Source organism: Geotalea toluenoxydans JCM 15764 (assembly GCF_001311985.1).
Lineage (GTDB): Bacteria > Desulfobacterota > Desulfuromonadia > Geobacterales > Geobacteraceae > Geotalea > Geotalea toluenoxydans.
In genome coordinates, this window is sequence record NZ_BBCJ01000018.1 from 1 (window position 1) to 20,249 (window position 20,249).

The 20,249-nt window shown below is 56.0% G+C and carries 20 protein-coding genes and 1 pseudogene; 7 read left to right on the forward strand and 14 right to left on the reverse strand.

The annotated features are described in order from the left end of the window. The first annotated feature begins 263 nt into the window (after positions 1-263). The 7 genes from JCM15764_RS12645 to JCM15764_RS26800 all read left to right on the forward strand — a co-directional run bounded on the left by JCM15764_RS12645 (position 264) and on the right by JCM15764_RS26800 (position 4,287). Positions 264-830, forward strand: coding sequence for a diacylglycerol/polyprenol kinase family protein (locus tag JCM15764_RS12645; RefSeq protein WP_054696225.1), 567 nt, complete (start codon positions 264-266; stop codon positions 828-830). Continuing rightward, positions 830-1,687, forward strand: a complete 858-nt coding sequence (locus tag JCM15764_RS12650; protein WP_054696228.1) for a DUF92 domain-containing protein — start codon at positions 830-832, stop codon at positions 1,685-1,687. Before JCM15764_RS12645 ends, JCM15764_RS12650 begins: the two co-directional genes overlap by 1 nt. Further along, on the forward strand, positions 1,684-2,142 hold the full coding sequence (locus JCM15764_RS12655) for a hypothetical protein (RefSeq protein ID WP_054696231.1): 459 nt from the start codon (positions 1,684-1,686) through the stop codon (positions 2,140-2,142). The genes JCM15764_RS12650 and JCM15764_RS12655 overlap by 4 nt, the downstream gene beginning before the upstream one ends. Positions 2,143-2,235: 93 nt before the next feature. Further along, positions 2,236-2,673: a GNAT family N-acetyltransferase gene (locus tag JCM15764_RS12660; protein WP_054696234.1), complete on the forward strand. Its 438-nt coding sequence runs from the start codon at positions 2,236-2,238 to the stop codon at positions 2,671-2,673. Next, a complete protein-coding gene (locus tag JCM15764_RS26790) occupies positions 2,670-3,443 on the forward strand; it encodes an AMP-binding protein (RefSeq protein WP_054696237.1) in 774 nt (257 codons plus the stop codon). The genes JCM15764_RS12660 and JCM15764_RS26790 overlap by 4 nt, the downstream gene beginning before the upstream one ends. Next, a complete protein-coding gene (locus tag JCM15764_RS26795) occupies positions 3,383-3,829 on the forward strand; it encodes an AMP-binding protein (protein ID WP_279384431.1) in 447 nt (148 codons plus the stop codon). Before JCM15764_RS26790 ends, JCM15764_RS26795 begins: the two co-directional genes overlap by 61 nt. After that, on the forward strand, positions 3,823-4,287 hold the full coding sequence (locus JCM15764_RS26800; protein ID WP_054696243.1) for an AMP-binding protein: 465 nt from the start codon (positions 3,823-3,825) through the stop codon (positions 4,285-4,287). Before JCM15764_RS26795 ends, JCM15764_RS26800 begins: the two co-directional genes overlap by 7 nt. A 133-nt stretch (positions 4,288-4,420) precedes the next feature. On the opposite strand, the gene JCM15764_RS12680 is transcribed toward JCM15764_RS26800, so the two are convergent. The 14 genes and pseudogenes from JCM15764_RS12680 to JCM15764_RS12750 form a co-directional block, all read right to left on the reverse strand. Then, positions 4,421-4,918 (reverse strand): Hsp20/alpha crystallin family protein, encoded by a 498-nt coding sequence (locus JCM15764_RS12680; RefSeq protein ID WP_054696246.1) that lies wholly within the window; start codon positions 4,916-4,918, stop codon positions 4,421-4,423. Positions 4,919-5,119: 201 nt separating this feature from the next. Further along, positions 5,120-10,471, reverse strand: a complete 5,352-nt coding sequence (locus JCM15764_RS12685) for an OmpL47-type beta-barrel domain-containing protein (protein ID WP_054696248.1) — start codon at positions 10,469-10,471, stop codon at positions 5,120-5,122. 27 nt (positions 10,472-10,498) lie between these two features. Next, complete coding sequence (locus tag JCM15764_RS12690) at positions 10,499-11,005, reverse strand: hypothetical protein (RefSeq protein WP_054696251.1); 507 nt, start codon at positions 11,003-11,005, stop codon at positions 10,499-10,501. Beyond that, on the reverse strand, positions 11,002-11,451 hold the full coding sequence (locus JCM15764_RS12695) for a hypothetical protein (RefSeq protein ID WP_054696254.1): 450 nt from the start codon (positions 11,449-11,451) through the stop codon (positions 11,002-11,004). The genes JCM15764_RS12690 and JCM15764_RS12695 overlap by 4 nt, the downstream gene beginning before the upstream one ends. Then, positions 11,448-11,828, reverse strand: a complete 381-nt coding sequence (locus tag JCM15764_RS12700) for a hypothetical protein (protein ID WP_243688925.1) — start codon at positions 11,826-11,828, stop codon at positions 11,448-11,450. Before JCM15764_RS12700 ends, JCM15764_RS12695 begins: the two co-directional genes overlap by 4 nt. Continuing rightward, positions 11,791-12,270 carry a rhodanese-like domain-containing protein gene (locus JCM15764_RS12705; RefSeq protein WP_054696259.1) on the reverse strand — a complete coding sequence of 160 codons (480 nt, stop codon included), beginning with the start codon at positions 12,268-12,270 and terminating at the stop codon, positions 11,791-11,793. Before JCM15764_RS12705 ends, JCM15764_RS12700 begins: the two co-directional genes overlap by 38 nt. Before the next feature lie 23 nt (positions 12,271-12,293). Beyond that, a complete protein-coding gene (locus JCM15764_RS12710) occupies positions 12,294-13,622 on the reverse strand; it encodes a TolB family protein (protein WP_054696262.1) in 1,329 nt (442 codons plus the stop codon). Continuing rightward, complete coding sequence (locus JCM15764_RS12715; RefSeq protein WP_243688926.1) at positions 13,606-14,625, reverse strand: FlgD immunoglobulin-like domain containing protein; 1,020 nt, start codon at positions 14,623-14,625, stop codon at positions 13,606-13,608. The genes JCM15764_RS12710 and JCM15764_RS12715 overlap by 17 nt, the downstream gene beginning before the upstream one ends. 841 nt (positions 14,626-15,466) lie before the next feature. After that, positions 15,467-15,733, reverse strand: a complete 267-nt coding sequence (locus JCM15764_RS12725) for a hypothetical protein (RefSeq protein ID WP_054696272.1) — start codon at positions 15,731-15,733, stop codon at positions 15,467-15,469. Beyond that, positions 15,730-17,100 (reverse strand): D-alanyl-D-alanine carboxypeptidase/D-alanyl-D-alanine endopeptidase, encoded by a 1,371-nt coding sequence (gene dacB / locus JCM15764_RS12730; protein WP_054696275.1) that lies wholly within the window; start codon positions 17,098-17,100, stop codon positions 15,730-15,732. The genes JCM15764_RS12725 and dacB overlap by 4 nt, the downstream gene beginning before the upstream one ends. 35 nt (positions 17,101-17,135) lie before the next feature. Beyond that, positions 17,136-17,669, reverse strand: coding sequence for a hypothetical protein (locus tag JCM15764_RS12735; protein WP_243688927.1), 534 nt, complete (start codon positions 17,667-17,669; stop codon positions 17,136-17,138). 154 nt (positions 17,670-17,823) lie between these two features. Next, positions 17,824-18,543 carry a hypothetical protein gene (locus tag JCM15764_RS12740; protein ID WP_054696281.1) on the reverse strand — a complete coding sequence of 240 codons (720 nt, stop codon included), beginning with the start codon at positions 18,541-18,543 and terminating at the stop codon, positions 17,824-17,826. 45 nt (positions 18,544-18,588) lie between these two features. Beyond that, positions 18,589-18,999, reverse strand: a pseudogene (locus tag JCM15764_RS12745) (DsbA family protein); the annotation flags it as partial. A gap of 436 nt (positions 19,000-19,435) precedes the next feature. Beyond that, entirely contained in the window at positions 19,436-20,152 is a 717-nt protein-coding gene (locus JCM15764_RS12750; RefSeq protein ID WP_054696288.1) for a hypothetical protein, read from the reverse strand. Positions 20,153-20,249 lie beyond the last annotated feature (97 nt).

Sequence of the window (20,249 nt, forward strand, 5' to 3'; positions counted from 1 at the left end):
GGAAGGCGCAGGTTCCATCGATCGTTTCAATCTGAGCGATATTTTTGAATATATGTCCGGGGAGAATTATCAGCGCTTGCTTGAGCGACTGCTGGAGAGCGGCAGAGCAGGTGGACGCTCGCCTACTGGAACATGCTGGCACCCCGCAGCCGCCCTGAATGCCTGGCGGACAGGCTGAAGGCCTTGCCTGAAATGTCGGCACGCCTCTTTAACCAGGACAAAGCCTTTTTCTACAGCGCCTTCGTCGTGGAAGAGATCCTGTGATGACCTCGCCCTGGCTCGGCATACTCCTGGTAACGGTGGTTTTAGGCGCCGTCATGGCAGGTCTGAAACTGATCAGCGCCCGTTGCAACCTGCATCCGGAAAGCAGCCGCAAGTCAGTCCATATCCTCATGGGGCTGGTGACGCTTTCTTTCCCCTGGCTTTTCAAGGAATCGTGGCCGGTGCTGCTGTTGGCGGGCATCGCCGTTGCCGCCCTGATGGGGACCCGGCTGATCGGCCCCCTGCGGGAGCAGTTCGGCGGGGTACTCCATGGCGTTGCCCGCAGCTCAAGGGGAGAACTCTATTTCCCCCTGGCGGTGGCCGCCCTCTTCCTGCTGTCGGAGAGCAGCCCTCTGCTGTACGTCATTCCCCTGCTGACCCTGACTTTGGCCGATGCGGTGGCCGCCCTGGTGGGTGTCCGTTACGGCCAGCACCGCTACGCCACTTCCGAGGGAACCAAGAGCGCCGAAGGGTCGCTGGCTTTTTTCGCGGTAGCCTTTCTCAGCGCCCATTTGCCGCTCCTGCTGCTGAGCAACACCGGCCGGGCGGAATCGCTGCTGATCGCCTGATGCTGGGAATCCTGGTCATGCTCTTCGAAGCGGTTTCCGTTGGGGGGCTGGACAACCTCTTTATTCCCCTGGGCTGTTATGGCCTCCTCCGGCGTTACCTGGCACTGGAGGCAGACGAACTGATTTTCCGGCTGGCTGCCATCTGCCTGGTGGCGCTGGTGGTCTTCACCTGGCGAAGGCGCACCACCCTCAGGGAGAGCGGCCTTTTGGCCGCAGCCCTGGTGGGATACATGAACTGGGCTCTGGGTGGCTGGCAATGGCTGGCAGTTTCCCTGGTCCTTTTCCTGACCTACGTCCGCCTCTGGCCGAAAAGCGAGGAAAACGCCTCGCCGGTGCATACGGTGCGGGCGGTGGCCTCAGTGGCAGCTCCGGGGATGGTCTGGCTGCTGGTAATGGTGCAAAGTAACCGTACGGGCAGATTCCTGGAGCCCTTTGCCGTCTCCTACGCTGCCCACTCGGTCATGATCGGCATGACGCAGCTTGGCTACACCAAACCTGATCAGTCGCTACGGAAGAACCTGATACAGGCCGTGTCCCTGACCTGGCTGGTGTTTCTGCCGGTGCTGTTCCTGCCAACCCTGATCGGATGGGGAGTTGCCCGGCAGGTCACCCCGCTGCAAATCTGCCAGGGAGCGTTCATGGCCGGTATTTTTCTTCCCCTGCTGTGTGGCGTCGCCCTGTTGCATCAGCGGGTAATCCGCTCTTATGGTGATGACGAAGCCTCATATGGCCGCTGGATGATCCGCGGGCTTATTGCCTTCGCTGCATCCCTGGCGGCCTGGTGGCTCTCCCGGATTTTCTTCGTCACGCCTTTTTTGGCTTCAAACCTGTCATGCCTCATTGGGGGTTCGCCATGAGAACCATTCTGCACGTCGCAACTGTAGAGGAATTGCCTTACCAATCCGCCAGCGACGGCATCGATGGGCTCAAGGCAGAAGAATTCGTCGCCCATAAACCTGATCTGCACCTTGTTCTGGTGGAAAACTCCACACTGCGGGCCAGATGCTCCCTCTGGTGGAGTTCCGTGCCGCTCATTGCCGACGAACGGCCAGCCTGCGTCGGTCATTTTGCGGCCATGGAAGCTGCTGACGCTGCCCAGTTGCTGAAGGAAGCCTGCGGCACCCTCGCCAGCCACGGGGCCTCAATGGCCATCGGTCCCCTGGACGGAAACACCTGGCGCCGCTATCGCCTGGTAACCCAGAGGGGGGAGGAACCGCCGTTCTTTCTGGAGCCGGACAACCCCGATGCCTACCCACACTATTTTGAGGCGGCGGGGTTTAAGCCTTGGCCCGCTATTACTCATCCTCAATGATGACCTGGCAGAAGCGTCACTCTCCCCACCGGGCAGCGCCATCACCTTGACCGTGAAGGAATCAGCATCCGGCACCTTGACCCGGGTGCATTTATGGACGAGCTGTCATGCATCCATGGTATTTCTCTCGCCGGGTTCAGGGACAACTATCTCTATTCCCCCATCAGCCGAGAGGAATTTATCGCCATGTATGCCAGGGTGCGGCCCCATGTGCAACCCGAACTGGTCCTCATGGCAGAACTGGCTGGAAAGCCGGTCGGTTTCATCTTTGCCCTGCCGGACATGCTCCGGATTCAGAACGGCAATGCCGCTGACACGGTTATCCTCAAATCCATGGCAGTTTTGCCGGAAATGGCCGGGAGAGGGGTCGGAGCCCTGCTCATGGCCCAGGTTTCAGGCAACGCCCATCTGCTGGGCTTCAAACGCTCCATTCATGCCCTGATGCACGAGAACAACCGCTCCAGGGGAATGAGTGGCCATTATGGGCGGGAGATTCGCCAGTACACCCTCTACTCAAGGAAGCTCCCATGAATATTGCCGCTATCCTGCACAATCAGGCGGAAGCACGGCCCGATGCCGCGGCAATCATCGATGTCTACCGGGGCAAAGACCGGAGCACCTCCTTTGCCGGGCTGGAAAGGGCATCGGCAAGGGGAGCCGCCCTCTTGCTGGCAAGCGGATTGCGCACCGGCGACACGGTGCTGGTCTTTCAGCCCATGTCGGCGGAGCTCTACATTGCCCTGATGGCGCTCTTCCGGGCTAGCATGACCGCCATGTTCCTCGACCCATCAGCCGGCAGGGCGCATCTGGAGCAATGCTGCGCCATAAGGCCACCGGCGGCCTTGATTGCCTCCCCCAAGGCCCACCTGTTACGGCTGATCTCGCCTGCCCTGCGGCGCATTCCCCAGCATTTTTCCCTGGGTTCATATGTACCAGGCTCCATCTCCTGGAACCGGAGTTATCGGCTGCAGCCCCATCTGCCCATCACCCCCTGCGATGGGGACACACCGGCCCTGATCACCTTTACCAGCGGCAGCACCGGCCAGCCCAAGGCGGCGGTACGCAGCCACGGTTTTCTCCTTGAGCAGCACCGGGTTCTGGAGCGGACCATCCACCTGACCGCAGATACCGTTGACCTGACCACCCTGCCGGTCTTCGTCCTGGCCAATCTGGCTCGGGGGTCACCTCGCTGCTGCCCGATGCGGACCTGCGCCGCCCCGGCAGCAGCGAGGCGGAACCGGTGCTGCGCCAGATCGAGCGTTTTCGACCCGCTTCCGTGGTGGCATCTCCGGCTTTTTTAGAACGCATTGCCACAGCCTGTTTGAAATCCAACCGGACCGTGGCTGGCTTTCGTTATGTCTTCACCGGCGGCGCTCCGGTGTTTCCAGATCATCTGGAAAGGTTCACCGCCACCTTTGCCGATGCAAAGGTAGTTGCCGTCTATGGTTCCACCGAGGCAGAACCCATTGCCCACATTGCCGCGCAGGAACTGACCAACAAGGACAAAGCGGCCATGTCCGCCGGCGCCGGTCTCCTGACCGGGGTGCCGGTAGATGAAATCTGCCTACGGGTAATTACCCCCAGTGGGGCACGCCGCTGGGGATACTGGATGGGACGACCTTCGCCGGCATCTGCCTGCCGGCAGGGAAAGCGGGCGAAATCGTCGTCAGCGGCGGACATGTGCTGAAGGGCTATCTGAACGGCATTGGCGACGGGGAGACCAAGTTCCGGGTTGACGGGGTAATCTGGCATCGCACCGGCGACAGTGGCTATTTCGATGACAGGGGAAGGCTGTGGTTGTTGGGGAGAACTTCGGCGGTTATCAAAGACCACCATGGCGAACTTTATCCCTTTGCTGTAGAGTGTGCCGTGCGCCAGCTCCCTGGCGTACTGCGGGCCGCCCTAATCGGCCGGGAATCCAAGCGCATCCTCTATGTACAGGCGGCCAAGGGAGCAGACCTGGATCTGGATGCAGTGCGGGCTGCCCTTGGCTGGGCAGACCTTGACCAGGTGCGGCTGCTGGCCCAAATCCCCCTTGACCGGCGTCATAACGCAAGGTGGATTATGGACGGCTGGCGAAGATCGCCTGATGGAAGAAAATCATTCGACAGGAAAGGTGTTACCCATGAAAAAGCGTGGAAATGAATACCCTGGAGCACTTCTTCAACATTGACAGGGGAAACGGCAAGGGGCTACGGCGTAGATCCGTAACCCCTTTTTTTGCCGAGCCTCCATGGAAAGTTTTCCGGCTCTCACACGTCTCATTTCCTCCACGGTATTATTGAACCGTTATTTTCTTTACCTTCTCCTTCGATGACGCAGTTTTCGGCATCCTTATTTCGAGGATGCCATCCTTGAAACTGGCCGAAGCCTTGTCTGTTTCCACCTCCGCCGGCAGTGGTATGCTCCTGCTGAAGCTCCCATAGGATCGCTCCAGCCTGTAGTAATCCTTATTCTCTACCTTCTCTTCCTTCTTTTTTTCACCCGAAACCGTCAACATATTCTCCCTGAAGGTCACGTCAATATCTTCCTTTCTGATTCCGGGTATCTCCGCTTTGACGATAATGCTGTCGCTTTCCTCGTAAACGTCCACGCTCGGGCCTGCGACTTCCTCCCATCCCTGAGCGCCGGTAATCCACTGGGATGGGGTAAGCAGCGAAAACGGCCGCCGGAAAAAGTCTTCGAACATCCTCTCCATCCTTTCCATTTCGTGGAAGGGGCTCAATGGGCGTTGCGGCACACGCCGCGACAACTCTCTGGTTTCTTTTTCCGCCATTACCGTACCTCCTTTTCCTGGGATTGGTGCGCCTTCTTTTTTAAGCTTATCATTGACAGGGACCAGTTCAAATGCCGGGAAGCATTGCCGTGGATCTCTTGCGCTTTCGTCCGGCAATGGAGATAGATTTGCGCAAAAAAGCCCTCGACAGTTGCCGAGGGCTTTTCAAGTTCCTACGTTGGAGGTTAAATCTTGCGGTAGTCAGTCCTTCTGTTCATCCGTCAGCAGGTACCACTTCCGCTGCCATATCTTCATCAGTTCGCCCAGCTTGACGTGTATTTCCGTCGCTTCCAGGCTGAGTTCCGACACTTCTTCAACCGCTTCGACAATTCTTTCCAGGTTGTCCTCAGCTGCATCCCGATTCGTAACAAATTGGCGGATGCCGTAGAGTTCCGACAAGGCTTCGTCCACTCGCTTCCGGTCCTTTTTATCGGTGACTGAGAGTGTATACAGATCGTTGATGACAGATTGCAGAAGCCCGGTAGAGTCCTTTTCCAGGGTAAAGGTCATTTCACTGCCGGCATAGAGGCGTAGGTGCCGTAGTTGGCGTACCTGAATGCGGTTTTGGTAGTATATTCTCCCTTGGTGTCGGCAGATTGAGGTAGTAGCAAGGGTCAGCCGTTGCGTGGCCCCAAAATACTGGCGCCAGGTGATAATGCTGTCCAACAGCGTTCCAGGCGGGGTGATGGTATCGGCAGTGGCCGTTGCCGGGATGTTCTCCTCCACCTCAAGGCCGAAAGCATCGGTGGAGTTGACGATTTCGATAGATATGGGAATGCTGCCGAGGGGGCGCAGGTAATGCTCCCGGGGCTTGAGCAGGTTCAAAGACTTGGCCAGGAGGTCTGCCGCTTTTATGCCATCGGGTGAATCGGCAAGATCGAAGGTCATCAGCAAAGCTTTCCCTCTGCCATATTCATTATAAATTAGCGCCGGCAGCTGTTGGTTTTTATCCGTCACCGTACCCAAGACCTGGGCGGTAGCAGAGGTTACTGTTGTTCTCGCTATTTTGCCCGTAGCTTGCAAAGAACCAGCTGTTCCCAACGGACCTTCCGGAATAGTGACTACAAGATCACTGCTCGTAGACTTGCCGGTGAATTGGACGCCGAAGATGTCGCTTATATGGTCATCGTCATCGGGCCGGGTCTTGATGAAGAGTATGCCGTCTCCGTAGTAAACTGCTTCGCGGATTTCCGCACCGGCTTCCTCTTTCCCGTCGTCGGTCAACAGGTAAATGTTGTATCTGCCGGACCGGCTGGCCAGTTCGAAATCTTCCTCGTCAATGGCTCGATAATAGGACACACCAATGGACTCGAGCAGTGTTGCGAGCGAATCCGACTGTTTCTTTATCCTTTGCGCCTCTTTCTTATCCTTGTCTTCATTCTTCCCGGAGAAAAGGAGGACGACCGGATCGGTGGACTCCGACTTCTTGAACACGAAGGAGATTAACCTTACCGTGACAGTCTGCTGCAGTTCCTCGTTCTCCACATTATCCACTGCACTGTAGGCGATGGTGTGTGAGCCCGCTTTGAAACCTGCCAAAGTGAAGGCGCCGTCATAGCGCTGCCACTGGTCTCCGTCGATCCTGTACCAGATATCCCTCACCCCGGAGAGATTGTCTGTTGCAGTCAATGTGAATGTGGTGGACGGAGAAATGGTATTAGTTACTCCCTGTCTCAGCGTATCCGAGCTTTCAATGGCGGTGGTGGGTGTAGTCTTGTCAAGGACCAGGGACAGCTGCTTTGCAACCTCCACAATGCCCAGGTTGTCCGACGAGCGATAGGTTATGGTATGGCTGCCGTCGGCATATGCGGCGAGGTTGAACGGCTCGCCATAAGTGACAAAGGGTGCGCCGTCGATACTGTATTCGATGGTTTTTACACCGCTGGAGTTGTCGGTGGCGGCAAGGGTTATGCCGGTTCTGCCACTCACATGGAGAATGCCAGAAGCCGTGTACTGTGGACTGCCGATGGTGACCGCGGAAACGGGCGGAGTATCGTCAATGAAGATTTTCAGCACCTTTTCGATTTCCCTGTTTCCCACATTATCGGTACTCCGGAAGCTTATGGCATGAATTCCTTCTGTGGGAAGTATAAAGGGGGTATATGGTATCCATGTGCCACCGTCGATGCGGTACTCGATTCCTGCAACGCCGGAAAGGCTGTCTGTAGCCGTCAAGGTGAAGCTGGTGGCTGAGGTCCCATACAGAGTGCCGTCGGCAGCAATGTACTGCGGCGTGCCTGTAGTTATCCCTGTCGCAGGCGGCATGTTATCAATGGTGACTGCAAGGCTCTTCTCTGTTTCGATGTTGCCGACATTGTCGGTACTCCGGAAACCTATGATGTGTTTACCTTCAAGGACAATGGTAAATGGCGCATAGGTCATCCATTCCCCGCCATCGATCCGGTATTGAATTACGGCGACCCCTGACAGGTTGTCTGTCGCAGTCAGAGTAAAGGTGGTGGCGGAAGTCCCATAGAGGGTATCGTCTGCCGCTGCATATTTGGGGGTACCGGCTGTTATCACCGTCAACGGCGGCGTGTTATCGACGATAACAGTTACACTCTTCTCCACTTCCCGATTGCCGAGGTTGTCGGTACTCCTGTAGGCGATTACATGGCTCCCTTCGGTGGAAATGGTAAAGGGCGTATAGCTAAGCCAGGCTCCCCCATCGACCCGATATTCGGTTCCAGCAACGCCGGCAAGATTATCGGTGGCAGTCAGCATAAACTGAGTTGTCGCCGTGACGTACTGGGCGCCAGCGGATGCTGTATGGTTCGGAGCGCCGGTTGTAATTGCCGTGATCGGCGGCGTGTTGTCGATGATGACGACGAGGCTTTTCTCTGTTTCACTGTTGCCCACGTTGTCGCTACTACGGTAAGAAACGGCATGTGTCCCTTCGGTGGCTATGGTAAAGGGCGCATAGGGAGTCCACTCCCCTCCGTCGACCCGGTATTGTGTTGCTGCCACGCCGGAGAGGTCGTCGGTGGCGGAAAGGGTGAAAAGGGTCGAGCTCTTGACGAAGAGGGTGGCTCCGGCATATTTCGGCTCACCGACCGTGATGATGGTCTCGGGTGGGGTGTTATCCACGACGACCGCGACGCTCCTCACCTCCTCCAGGTTGCCGACCACATCCATGGAACGGTAAGCGACCGTATGAGCACCTGCTGCAGCCACCGCCAAGGCCCCTTGGTAAGTGTTCCAGTTTCCACCGTCGACACGGTACTCTGTTTTTTGCACCCCTGCGGCATTGTCAGTTGCGGTCAGGGTAATGGGCGAGGTTCCGTGAATATACAGGGTGCCATCGTTCGCAGCATGTTGGGGCAAACCGACCGCTACCGCCGTCACCGGCGGGGTATTGTCGATAAGGACAGCCTGGGACTTGATTATCTCCAGATTGTCCAGGTTGTCGGCACCCCTGTACTCGATGGTGTGCGATCCTTCGCCGGTAAATGCAAAAGGCGCGTAGGTAAGCCACTGGCCACCATCAAGCCGGTACTCAACCCTGGCGACACCGGCAAGGAGGTCTGTTGCCTGCAGGTTGAAGGTAGTGGCAGAGGTCGCCGCATAAGCGCCGCCGGCCAGAAGATAGCTTGGTCCGCTCATGCTCAGGGAGGTGATCGGCGGAGTATTATCCACGATCAACGTCAAGGCCTGTGAATTCTCCCGATTCGTCGCCCTGTCTTTGGCGCTGTAGGCGACGGTATGACTTCCGTCGGCTAATCCGGCAAAGGTTAGCGGAACCGAATATGGAACCAGGGTTGGTGACGCGTCCAGCTGGTATTCTATTCCGGCCACACCTGAAGGCGCCAGGCCGGGGTCCATGGCACTGATGGCCAGAGGGGTCTGGCCGCTGATGTAGACAACCCCTCCGGCGGTATACCGGGGAACAGACAGATCCGCGGTGCTGGTTGGTGAGGTTTTATCTATAACGAAACTTATGGTCTCGGCAGCAGTGTTGCCCGCCAGATCCTCAGCCGATACAACCAGTGTGTACAACCCTTCTGCAGTTATCACGGTTCCGGTAATGAAGGATTGACCGTTCAAGGTCACCCTGTTTTCCTTGAGATTTACATCGGTTACGGTAATCGATGGGGTCACGTCGCGATTGTAAAAATCGCCATTGGCCGCACCACTGACCGTTATGGCCGGCGGCGTCTTGTCGATGGTGAAATGTACGCTCTGCGTCGTTTGATTGGCAAAGCGGTCCGTGGCGGAAACGGTCAGCGTGTAGGCGCCGTCGGCACTTATCGGACTCATTGCGTAGGGAGCACCATTCAGCGTGACGACCTGGGCCGCCAGATTAGTGTCTGAAGCTGAAACCTGCGGCGTCACGTCACTGCGGTAAAAGGCACCTTCCGATACTCCGGCGATGGCAACGGCCGGCGCAACGTCGTCAATCGGAGTTGCAACCACGGTCACACCCCGGCTCTCATTGCCGTGGGTGTCATATGCCGTTACCTTTAGTTGAGAAGCCACGCCGGTAACAAGTCCTCCAATCTCTACGCCGTGCGCTGCAGAATCCTTGACTTCCGCGAGCAGCGTTGCTCCCTGGTAAATCCGGTAACCGGCCGTGTCTGAGGATGGGGATGGGGTCCAGGACAGGGTAACCTTGCCCGTATCGTCTGCAGCCTTGTCGGAAGCATTGCCGGCGGTCACTTCTGAAGGTGCGGTATTCAGTGCCACATTAATGGGAGCCTCGCATAGAAGCTCGTTTCCAGCTTGGGCTGACTGCTCCAGAACCACGTCAAGGGAGTGATTTCCGCTGAAATTGTCTATTTCGTATACGGAGCCCAGCACAAGCTGGGACTGGGCAAGGCGGGCGGTTGCTTCGGCCAGGGAAAGCCCTGCCAGATCGGGCATCCTGGTGAAGCAACCGATCTGCACCGTTGCACCGTTATTGTAGTCGAGGGGATAAGCCGGACCGCCGTCCAGGAGCATGACGTCGTTGAGACTTACAGTGATCTCTTTTGCGTTGATCGAGCTGCCGACCCGGACCATGAAGCGGGCCACCGAACCGCTCCCGGCGGGGGGAGTTGCTCCATTGGTATGGGCAAAGGTATAGAGCGCCGAGCCGCCGGTGAGTTGCTCATTATCCATGATGAGGATGCCGTTGTTGCCCCGGTTGTTCCAGAAGAAATCGCCGATTCCCGACCGGGTCGGGGTCGCAGGCGAAACGAGCAGCGGTGTGGCAATTGCCACATCTTCGGCACCGGACTGTCCAAGATCGCTTACACCGGTAACGGTCCCTCCAGGCACAGCCACATTGAGCCGGAACTGCACCCCTCCCAGGCCTTCTGCCGGTATTCCCTCGGCAACCACGTCAAAGAAGAAGTCCTCGCCCGGCAGCACCCTCTGGTTGAAGGAACCACCCTGATGCCGGCGGCGGTGGCGCTGCCGCAGAAGATATGCATACCAATGAAGAAAGAGAGGAAAATTATTAGGACTGTCCGCGACACGGCCATCTGTCCCTCCTGGTAAAGCAACGGAAAATTCAGAACAACATTCAATGATCAGCTGGTGGCCTGCAGCGACAAACACTCTGTTTAGGCCCATCTTACACTTCAGGCACTACGGTTTATGCTATTGGACACCGGTCCGGCCGTACTCTTTGGCGAACCTGGCAAAATCCTGGGCATCCACCTTTCCCGCCGGATCGGCCAGGAAGTTGAAATCGGGATTGTAGGCGACGTCGTCGGGCAAGCTACGGTATTGCTTGCGGAATTCTGCGAAATCCTCTTCATCCACCCTGCCGTCCAGGTTGACGTCGGCGAAAAATCCTTTCACCGGTTCCGCCACTGTCACATTACCGTCACTTGCCGGGAACCTTCGGTAGTGCAACAGCGTGGAAAGCGTACCCCCCCGGTAAATCCGCAGCAATGACTTTTCCCCTCCTGCGATGCGCAGGGTGGTTCTGTCAATGCCGTATAAATTGTTGAGGTCGACGACCCCTTCCGGCGCGGCGGTTCCAGCTCCGACAAAAGCGCTCACCGGATATGCAGAGAACTGAGTCTCCACAAGGATCAAGTCCCCCAGTCCCGGAATACCCTCCACATCACTGGGTCTCAGGTAGACCTTCATGGAGATCATGTCGTTGGCAAAGCCCTGGAGCTACCATCTTCCGCCGTTTGATACGGTACCACCTCGGCAGCGGTATTAACCCCCTGCACGCCCGAATAGCTGATGCTGTCCGCAGCGGCGGGATCGGCGGTAACGGTCCGCACATAATAGGTGGTATTCGGAGTTACACCAGTGACCCGGATCTTCATGATCCCTTTGCTGCGAGCGGCAGCTGCCACTTCCTGCGGCGCATCCGGCATGGGAGACAAGCTTATCGTCTCCGTAAGCCGGTTTGTCATCGCCGCATCGGTGTATACCTCCACTTGTGGCATAGCTGCCACATCGGTCAGCCAGACAACGGCAAAGGATGAGGTGGTCACGTCGGTTACCCTTACGCTGACCGTTTCCGGAACGGCAAGAGCATTTTCTGCCGCAAGCAGCCCCAGTACCATGGCGATGAATAAATTCCTGATCATTTCTTACCCCCAGAAGCCCCGCCTGAACAGGTGGGACATACTCCAACCGTCTTTATTTCCTTGTCCGGCTTTGCTGCCCACGCCGCATACCCACCTTCCAGGAATCGTATATCCGCTGAAAGGGTCTGGAACGAACGCTCCAAAACAGGACGTGGATCGGTAACCGTGGGGAAGACCAGCACGGTGGTCGCCGGTTTTTCCAGTTTGGCAGCCAAGCCCTTGTTCCCGCCATTGCCGATTAATTCCTTAGCCTTCTCCACCCGTTCAGCCAGTGTTTTTCCCTCCACCGGCTGTGCCTGCGCAACCGGTCCCCGCGCCTGCTCATCCTTTTCCCGCAGGTCAAAGATCTTCAACGTAATGTGATTGGCCTGAGCCACTGGATATCCTCGGGCATGACACTACGGAAAACCCGGCCCCCTTCTTTTCCGACCACTGTATATCCTTCACCTTGCCAGGCCACCAGACCGCCGGTAAGCACGAACACCCTGGCGCAGCTTTTTTCAGCAGAGCATCGGCACACTCCCGCCCCTTGCGCACCCCCAGGCTGTCGTCCACCAGAACGATAATTTTTTCCTGGGGAAGATGCTTGGTGGCAAAAAGCGCAGCCGGAATGTGCACAGCCCCTTCAATGTGCCCGGCTGCAAAGGCTGCTTCACTCCGCACATCCACGAGCCACAGACCGCTCCCTTCTTTCACGAGCGCCGTAACCCGCTGGGGGGTAATCCATTGCCAACCAGCCGCTACTGCCAACACCGGCATTGCCAGAAGCATAAAAAACAACGAAAGACAAACGAAGATGCCGCTCTTACCATTCACCATTCACTATTCCCCATTCACTGCATTTAGGGTGTCCATCCATCCACCCGGCTTTTCATCGTTATCTGGAGGCCGTCTCCAGGAGCAATCGAGAAATTCAGACCGACAAGTTCATTTCCGGTTGTCGCCGTTCGCACCGAAACCGTCTGCCAGGCTCCGCTCGTGGTGTCGAAACGCCGGACGCTCCGGACATTGTCAAAGCCGAGCGATCGCACCAAGTCGAAAGCACTGTAGCCGAACGGCACCATGAGAATACCGATCTGATTGGTACCGGGCAGCAGCGTGTATGTGGCGGTTTCCCCGCTTTCAGCAACCTTGAGCATACCGGACTTCTGCGCATAGACAACAAGCCCTGCCCCTTTTGTCAGGGTAAAGTCTCCGCCAGAGACCTTGGCCTCGGTATAAGTATTATGGAGTGGGTCGTGGAGGAGCAGCCGCTCTATTCCCAGCTCCTCACCTTTTGCGGCAATAAGGGCAGAGGCAGAAGGATACTGCCCAGCCAGCCAGTTCCCCACTGTCACCAGGTTAAAGCCCGGCTTGATCGGCACTTCGACAGGAAGATCCTCGGTGGCAAAGGGGGCATAATAGATCTGATACTTGCCGTCGCGGTTATCCTGCCAGAGCATCAGGTTGGTACCGATAGCCGCCTCTTCCTGGCGGGCCGGGTTAGCTACCAGCCGTTCACCGACACCACTGGAAAGAAGACGGAAGGATAGATTGGGGTCATTTTCACCCGATTCGTAGTCGGTATAGACAAGAAGATCGCCAAGGACCGCAGCCTGGCTATGGTCGCCAGGGCCATAGGTAAGGCGGACGGCTCCGCGCGTCAGATCACTGGTATAAATATCGTTCTGGCCATTTCTGCGGTCACTCCACAGGACCGTCGAACCCGAGATAGCCGGAAGGGTTTCATCGGCCGGCCCGAAGGAAACCTGCGTCTCGGTGCGGGTTGCCAGATCGTACTTGTAAATCTCCCCGAAACCGTGGCGATAATCCTCCCAGGTGATGGTCGTGCCGGAAATGGCCGGATGGAGCTGGTCACGCTCGTGGGAAGTTACCTGGACAGTTTCCTGGGTTGTGAGGTTGTAGGCGTAGATGTCACCGTTGCCATTCCGGTGATCCTGCCATGCAACCCAGTTGCCTGCAATTACCGGCTGCGTCTGATCTCCCGATGCGGTTGAAATGGAAAACTCGGCGCTGTTGGCAAGGTCATAGCCATAAATATCCCAGTTGCCATTTCGACCATCCTGCCAGACGATGCGGTTGCCGTCGATGGCCGGACGCTGCCGGTCTGGGCTTGCGCTTGGAATCAGCGTAGAAGAGCCGCCGGCCAGTCTTTCAGATAGATGTCCCACCGGCCGTTACGCATATCCTGCCAGACCGCTTTTGCCCCGGAAATGCGAGGATGGAGCTGATCCGCTGCCGGATTGGGATCACCGGCTGTGCCTTGAACCAGTCCTCGATGGTTACCGTTACCACGGCGGTGGTATTGTGTCTGGGGGCATTGGCGTCGAGGAGATTGTCGAGGCCATCGGCAACTTTCACCTGGGCCGTATAGACGCCGGTGCTGAGGAGCTTGCCGCTGCTATCCTTGCCATCCCAGGTAAGACGCAGTTCCGCGCCGGAAGTTGCCGTGCCTTTGAGGGTCCTGACTACCTGACCTGCCTGGAAGATTGAGCCGGGAGAGATTGCAATCTCCACCGGAAGAGAAGCAACCCCGCTCGTGGCAGTGAGACTGAAATCGGCACTGCGAACCGCCGCTACCCCTCGCGGCGCCTGGGGAGCGAAGGAGGCCGGGGCAACGTTGAATGCACTAATGGCCGGCGCGGCATCCACCACCACAACGGCCGCGCTCCTGGTCTCCTCCACGTTACCGGCCAAGTCCACACTGTAGTATTCAATGGTGTGGCTGCCCGCCGTCGTCAAGTTAAACGGGAAAGCAGGGGCAAAGTCGTTATCGATACCAGCTTCTTTTTTAAACATCCCATCTACTCCACTCCCCCCCTCGTTATCGGCGGCCGTGAGCAACAGTCGGGTCTGGGGCGTAACATAGGCCGGATTGGCGCCGGTAGCCGGGCCGTCGAAGACCAGGCTGGTAACCGGCGGGGTAGTGTCCACGCCGGGCTGAGCGAACTTGAGGGTATACGCGCCGGTGGTGTTGGCGTCGGCACGGTAATCGACAAACTGAAGGGTCCAGGTTTTCTTGTAGTTCTGGTCAAGCCCCTGGTCCACCCAAAAGTTGTGGGGGTCAAGGCGAACACCGTCGGCGCGCACCACATCCATGAGCTGCAATAATCCTTGGGAAGGATCGGGAAGTCTGGTATAGACCCAGCCGAGTTGTCCGTTCGGGAGTACCATGGAAACGTCCGGAGCTGCCGGGGTTGGACGGGAGGTAAAACCGAGGGGATTTCTACTGTTACCGGAGACTTGGCCTCGGCCATATTCGAGGAGCCATTTGGTATCTCCGACTCAAAAATAAATTGCGGTAGTTTGTCCGGGTTGTTCGCGAGATCTGTCTCATAGCTGAGAAAATCCAATCTCGCGTCCCTCCCCGGCAGGTTAACCTTGACCATGTGGGTCAGGTAATGGGGATTGGTTTCTCTGATGAGGGAGGTGAGATCCCCTCCCAACTCCGATGCGTGGGTGAAGCTGGTCTTGAACTCGATGAACCGGCCTGAAAGAGTGGAGATCATCCGCCAGGCAGCGGTGCCTGCCTTCTTGCTCGGGAGGTCACCGAAATCCACTGTGAGGGACGGGCTGACCGCTCCGTCATTCACCGAAGCACCCAGGAGCTTGAAATCGATGAGCAATCCCTGCTTGTTTTCCACGATCTTCGGTTGGGCGGAATCAATCCTTAGCTTATTGGCTGTCCCGTAGCCATCGTTCATCACGCGCACTGCCAAGGGGTATGGAATGGGCGGCTCTACCTGAGGAGTAAAGGGGTTGTCCCCGAGGACGCTGAAGGGCATGAAGTAGTCCAGGACCAATATCGGCATTGGCTTGACCGTGATCCTGTCCGGGGTAATAGGGACAATTTCCTGCTTGCCGGCGATAGTATATGACAGGTTGGCTCCCACCCAGTAGTCGACGCCGGTTGGCAACTCCCCTCCCGCCCCCGGCGAAGGAATGATGAGCCAATGTGCCTCTCCGCGACTACCCGCGCCGACCGTTCCCGAGCCATCCACCCCGGTAATCCCGCTCAGCTCGGGTTTCTTACGAAAAAGAGCGCATCCTTTGAGGCCCCTTCCCTATCTTTGACGAAGACATCCACCCGGATATTTTCCAGCACTTGGTCCGGAACCCCATTGGTAATGACCAGTTTGGCATCGAAGGCGACCCGCTCCAAGGTCAGTTCCTGGAGTATTTCAATGGATACTTTGGCGCATGCAGCCTCTGTCTTGGGCGCAAATGCAGTTGAACAAAGCAGTATCACTCCCCAAAAGAGCAGAACCGTGAGCTTTCTCATTGTATGACCTCTGTGTGAAGGTATTTCATGACTTCATCTCCACTTCGATCCATATTAAAAACAGCGGCGCCGGGTGTATTTACCATAAAGGCAAAGGCAACTTCCCGTCCCCGAGCATCGACTCCGTATCCTGCCAAAGCATATACATCTTCCAGCCTGCCGGACTTTACCCGAAACCGTTCATCTTTATGCCCCATGTCTCTCACCGTTCCCTCGATTCCAGCCCGCGGGAGAGAGCTACGGAAGCTCTCAAACCAGGGCCTTTTCGTGACTGCGTATAGGTAACGGGTCAGGAATCCCGCCGTCAGCCGGTTTTCTATCGAAAGCCCCGAGCCGTCCCCGATGGCAGCTTCCCCTTTGCGAAGGCCAAAAGTTGCGAGAAAATCATTCACTGCCCGCATTCCCTTTTCCCGCGTCCCTGGTACACCGTACTTCTCCGCTCCGAGGAGAAGGAAAAGATTGTCCGCCTCCACGTTGAGGCTGTTCACGTTCACATCGCGAAGCAGTGCCCGCAGGTCAGGTCCCTTGATTTCCGCAAGGGTCTTCGCGTCTTTTGATGTTTTTCCTCTACCGATATTCTCCACCTTTACCCCGGCCTGATTCAGAGCTGCTCTCAGCGCTCCCGAGGCATAGAGTGCCGGCTCATGAAGTGCGAAACGCCATTTCAGCGGCCTGGAGCCCGTCGAGATGTTGCCTGTAACCCGGTACGCCAAGTCATCGATCTGCGTCACCCGGATGTTGCCGGTTTGCGCTGTCGTCGTTCTCGCCTCAACTGCTAACCGCACCGCAGCGTTGGGAGGGTCCACAGATATCGCCGGCGGCCTGTCTGGCTCGGCAGGCGAAACAATCACTGCTGCCGTGTGTAGATCGGCCCCGAGCGCCCCGGCCGGAGCATACCCAGGCCCCGTATGGCTCCGCTCCAGTCCCTTCGGGTCGAGAAGCGAATCGTCAGCAATGATGTTTCCGGTTATCCGCTTAATCCCCTTTGCAGCAATGGTGTGGGCCACCGCATATATATCAGCCGTTGAAAGGAACGCATTGCCCTGGCCGCGGAAATAAAGACTCCCGTACAGTATCCCGTCCTCGATCTTCCCGTCGTGGAGGATGATCGTTCGCAAGTCAAGCCCATCGCATTCGAGCACCGCTCCGGCGGTAATGAGCTTCACCAACGATCCAGGGATCAGCGCCTCCTTCAGCGATGAGCCGGCTGAGGCAACTTCCTTCCCTGTTTTCAGGTCGAGCGCCACCACCGCCCAACGGGCAGTGCGGGGAAGTATTTCGGCCAAGCGGACTTGCAGCTCTTCCTCGGCAAAAGCAGGGTTTTCAAGGAGCAACATCAGCAAGAACGAAAAGAAAATTCTGAGCATCAATCCAGTCTCACTTCAAGGACAACCGTATTGGTTCATTCTTCAGGGATTTCCTCATTCTTGAATGAGAAATAGAACCCCAACAAGATCGAAACCGCGATGATTAACACTCCCAACCCGTGAACGGCATTGCCGATAGTCTTGTCGTAAGCGAGAATATTAAATTTCAGCAGCAACCAATTCCAGTCGTGTATCCCCTCTCCCCCGCCGATATTCACCAGCGGTAATTCCATGACCGCCGCATCCTTGATGTAGACCGACATGTTGAACATGTTTTGTCCAAGCCAGAAGAGGATCACAGTAGCGGAAAAGAATTCACGTTTCCGGATGAAGTAGGAGCCGATTCCTACCGGTACTAGGAGTTGTCCCAGAGTTCCGCCGATGACCATGAGAAACTCACCAAAGTATCCAAATAGAAGGTGCCCTGCCTCATGGGCGATAAGGTCCACTCTGTCGAGAAAACTTCCCTCTTCCGCGCTCCGCGCACAAATAAAACCGTAAATCACCAGTAGGACAGTGAAGGTTGCCCTTAGGTAATTCAGGGACCTTTTTGCTGTAGTTGCGGCCATTGTTTCACCTATGCGATGGGAAGTCACGGCAGCGCGATATCCCTCAGCTTGAATGGCACCTCCGCCAACGCCTTTTCGGTCCCAATGAAGATTCGCAGTTGCGCATCCGACGGGAGGGGCTTGCTGAACTTCAGGACCTTCACCCCTTCCGATGTCATCGACCCTGAGTCTGCATTACGTTACCCTTGCCGTCCAGGACCTCAATGTCGATCAGCTTCTCCGCCGGGTCCGCCAATTTGAAGATCACGTCATGTTCACCCACTTCGAGAAACATACCCATGAACCCTTCAACCATCTGCATCATTGCGCCCGAAAGTCCCTCTTTAGCCCCCTCTGCTCGAACCCTCTCCTCTTCCTGGCGCTTGACCGTCGCATTGTAATCCGCTTTAGTCAGCACCGTCACCTCGACCCGTGCCTTGGCTAGAGATACAGCCCCGAGAGGTTTCCCGGCTTTCGCCAGAAACCCTTTCACCACCACAATCGATGCTGGATCACGTTCCGGCATGAAAAGTTGCAACTCACCGGACAGCTCGCTCACCACTGCCGCCTTGCGGGCCGGGTTCTTCAGTTTCAGGGTCACCTCGGCCAGTCCGGATGCGGCATCGCGGAAAGGCTCGAAAGACGCGGTCTGTCCCTCTTTTTTCAGGATGCTTCGTCCGGTGCCGTCGATCGCTGTGGTGAACGTGGTTTTCACTCCCCTGATGGAAGGTACGTCATCTCCGGTCAGCTTGAGCTTGATTTCCAATTCGTTTAAAAACTGGCTGGTCGAACGGCTGTCCTTCACCTCGCCCACCGATACCTGTACATCTGCGGCATGGAGTGCTACAGGCAAAAAGAACATGATTGCGAGGACGATTACGCTATTGACCTTCATGGTTCCCTCTTGGTGTTGTGCAAGCAGGCATCAGGCCATGCATTGCTATTTCCTCAACTCGGCATCGATCATCAGGGAGAACCCTTCCAGGCTCCTGTCCCCAAGTTCCTTGCCGTTGACGAAGATGGTCGGTGTTCCGCTTACTTCGTTGTCTTTTCCCTCGGCAATATCCCGATCTATTATTCTCTGGATTGCCGGGTCCTTCAGTTTTTCATTGAACTTGTTTAGGTCAAGCTTCAGTTCTTTAGCCAGTTCCTGAATTTTCTGATCGTTAATATTCCTAGAATCGAACAGTTTATGGTGGAATTCCCAGAATTTTCCCTGCTCCTGGGCCGCCAGGGCAGCGGTCGCCGCCTTACGAGCATGGCTATGGAACGACAAAGGGTAATTCTTAAAAACGAGCTTCACTTCTTTTGGATACTTCTCCAGCACCTGCTGGAGTAGCGGCTCAAGTCGGCCGCAATACGGTCATTGGTAGTCGCTGAAGACGGCTACCACCACTTGGGCGTCAGGTGGCCCCTTGTAGGGAAGCCCTGATAAGTCGAGTGTTTTCTTCACCTCGAAAATACTCAGTGACGTGTCCTTACTGCTAGAGAGCAGGAACGATTTCCCTTTACCAGCGACTGTAAAATGATCAAACTTGCGATCAATCGGCATGAAGTCAACAACGCGGTTTTCTGCTTGGGAGAAAACAAGGATCTTCCCGGGAACGAGGATATAAACGTTCTTCCGTCTGGGGCAGAGACCATTGCAATTGGTGAGGCTTCAAGGTTTATCTGATTTTTCAGCGTCCATTCCACGGAAGCATGTGCCAACGTAGGCAGAAACAATAGAACTAAAAATAGATACTTCCTCATGCGCAGCCGTAATCCCCAAATGTCATAGTTAAAGATCACCATACTTGTAAGGCAACCTTCCATCCGCTGCTTTCCTTGACCAACTTGATAGTCCCTTTTGCTTCTTGATAAGTTCCTCCTTGCTGTTTCTTGCCGACTCCGGCGAGCGCAGCAATCTTGCCGTCAGGAGATACTGCACATTTCTGCACATGGAAATCCTTAACCGCCAAACTCTGCAAGACTTTCCTTCTCTGCTGAAGCACCTTCTTGTCCTTTACCTTCGCCAACGCAGCCAATGTGCCTTGAGCCTGATGGGTCGTCATGTACCTTGCCACCGCAGTGAAATCACCGGATCTCGCCGCCTGATTGTATTTCTCAAACATCTGGAAGAGTTCTTTCTGAACCTCGGGAGTGCCAGGATTATATCCGTCGGGCGTTTTTCCCGCACCCCACCATGTAATATCCTCGGGCGGTTGTTCAGTTGTATTAGCCTCCTGCAAGGTATACATCTCAGGATTAGCATTGGCAGTCCTCTTTATTTCTTGCTTCTTTTTTCCGACGCTTACCTTCGCTTTGGCAGTCTTGGTGAAATCCACTTCTTCTAGGGCAAAATCAAGTGCAGTTTCGCTGTTAATTTGGGCAATAATACTGTCCCCTTCTTGTCGATACGACTGACACTCTATCTCACTGCCGTCTTTGAGGTAGATGCTTTTAGCCCAGAGTGACGAAGAAAGGAACAGGGGAATTGATAAGACTAAGGTTATGATTTTCATTTTTTTATACTCACTATTAGACAAGTAACGGCTTATATAGTTACTTGAAGACTGACTTATATTTTGTGAATGTATGGCCTTTATCTTGTACTTAAAT